Consider the following 1732-nt stretch of genomic DNA (forward strand, 5'->3'; position numbering starts at 1 on the left):
AGACCGGAATGGATCGACCTTTAATTTTCCCAATACTATAACTTGGGCGGAAGGTAGCTCCGTCAGTTATGGTCTTGAAGGAGGCACTGGCCCTGGTTATCTTGCTTACCTGAAAGTTTCTGGACAGAGTTGTCTGTACAACATTTGGTCGAAGCGGGGGAAGGTTCATCTCGAACATTTGATATCGAGCCTTCGTCAAGTCAAAGTTCGATCGAGATAGATTCCAGTTCTACAAATACTATCGATCGAAGCTATAAATATATTGGTGCAAGATGTGAGGTGATTCCCGACAAAAAAGCCACCCAATTATAGTACTATTTTATTAGTGAACCACCAAAAAGAAAATAGTGTTGTTATCTAGCCCTGAACGTCAGCAATTGAGTAGTAGCCAAAGAGCAGATCTGAAGCTAGCTTCGGCCAAATTAAGTGGTGTAAAGCGTCGTGACTTCCAAGCATCCATGTCAATTAAATATTGCCAAGGCAATGCGAGAATGACGGAAAGAATCTTTGGTTGGAGCCGAGAAACTGTGGCACTAGGATTAGCAGAGAAACGCATGGGAATTATCTGTGTGGGAGCACAAACAGGCTTTAGTGGGGCGAAAAAATGGGAAGAAAAACAACCGGAAGTTGCCGATTCACTAATCAAATTAGCAGAGTCGCATTCTCAACAAGATCCCACATTTGCGACAACCATTGCTTACACACGATTAACGGCAGCAGAAGCTCTGAAACAACTAGCCCAACAAGGTTTTCAACCAGAACAGTTGCCATCACTGAGTACAATGACAGAAGTTCTGAATCGAATGGACTATCGGCTCAGAAAAGTAGTCAAAGCAAAGCCTCAAAAAAAATCCCAGAAACCAATGATATTTTCGCCAACATCAACTCATATCAAAAACAGTTAGAATCTCCTAGAATCAAGCGATTAAGTATCGACTGCAAAGCGAAAGTTAATATCGGAAATCTAAGTCGAGGGGGGAAGACCAGAGGAGATAATCAAGCTGATGACCATGATATGGGCTGCGAAGAAAAATATACACCATGTGGAATTGTTGATGAAGATACCGGAGCTTTACAAATTAGTTTTGGTAGCTCTTCTAAAACAAGTGATTTTATTGCAGACACACTACAGGAATGGTGGAATATGCTTTTGCCTGAGCAGCAGCAGGATATTGAACAGATTCAAATCAAGGTGGATAATGGCCCTGAAAGTAGTGGCGTGAGAACTCAATTCTTAAAACGGATGGTAGATTTTTCTGATGCAATTGGTAAATCTATTCACCTGATATATTATCCGCCCTATCACAGTAAGTATAACCCCATTGAAAGATGCTGGGGAGTTTTAGAAAAACATTGGAATGGAGCAAAATTAATAAGTGTATCAGCGATGCTGGCATGGGCAGCAAGTATGACTTGGAAAGGCTTACATCCTATCATTCAATTAAATAGTAAGATTTATCAAAAAGGTATTTCACTTAATAAATCAGCAATGAAAGAGGTGGAAAAAAGATTAGAACGAAATCCACTACTCCCAAAATGGGACATTTTAATTCGTCCAGCCTAACTGGGTATATTCTTTGTCGGGAATCACCTTAGCACTTTACCATCAATCTCTACTACCGAACATTTGATGGGCTTTAAAGATAGTATTGCCTACGGCAATAAAGATTTAGTCTTAGTTGATAAAGATGTTATAAATCAGGCTGGTATAGTTATTCCTGGCCCCATACCA

Annotated in this window: 1 protein-coding gene and 1 pseudogene; both read left to right on the top strand. The window is 40.3% G+C overall.

Annotation, left to right across the window (positions count from 1 at the left end; translation table 11 throughout):
• Window positions 1-220: hypothetical protein (locus tag RMO55_RS13975; protein ID WP_310427428.1), on the top strand; the 220-nt coding region annotated here is incomplete at its 5' end.
• A 334-nt stretch (window positions 221-554) separates the two neighbouring features.
• Window positions 555-1564 (top strand): annotated as a pseudogene (locus tag RMO55_RS13980) (ISAzo13 family transposase).
• The last annotated feature ends 168 nt before the right edge of the window (window positions 1565-1732 follow it).

Origin of the sequence: Chamaesiphon sp. VAR_48_metabat_135_sub, assembly GCF_031418915.1 — a bacterium.
Classification (GTDB): domain Bacteria; phylum Cyanobacteriota; class Cyanobacteriia; order Cyanobacteriales; family Chamaesiphonaceae; genus Chamaesiphon.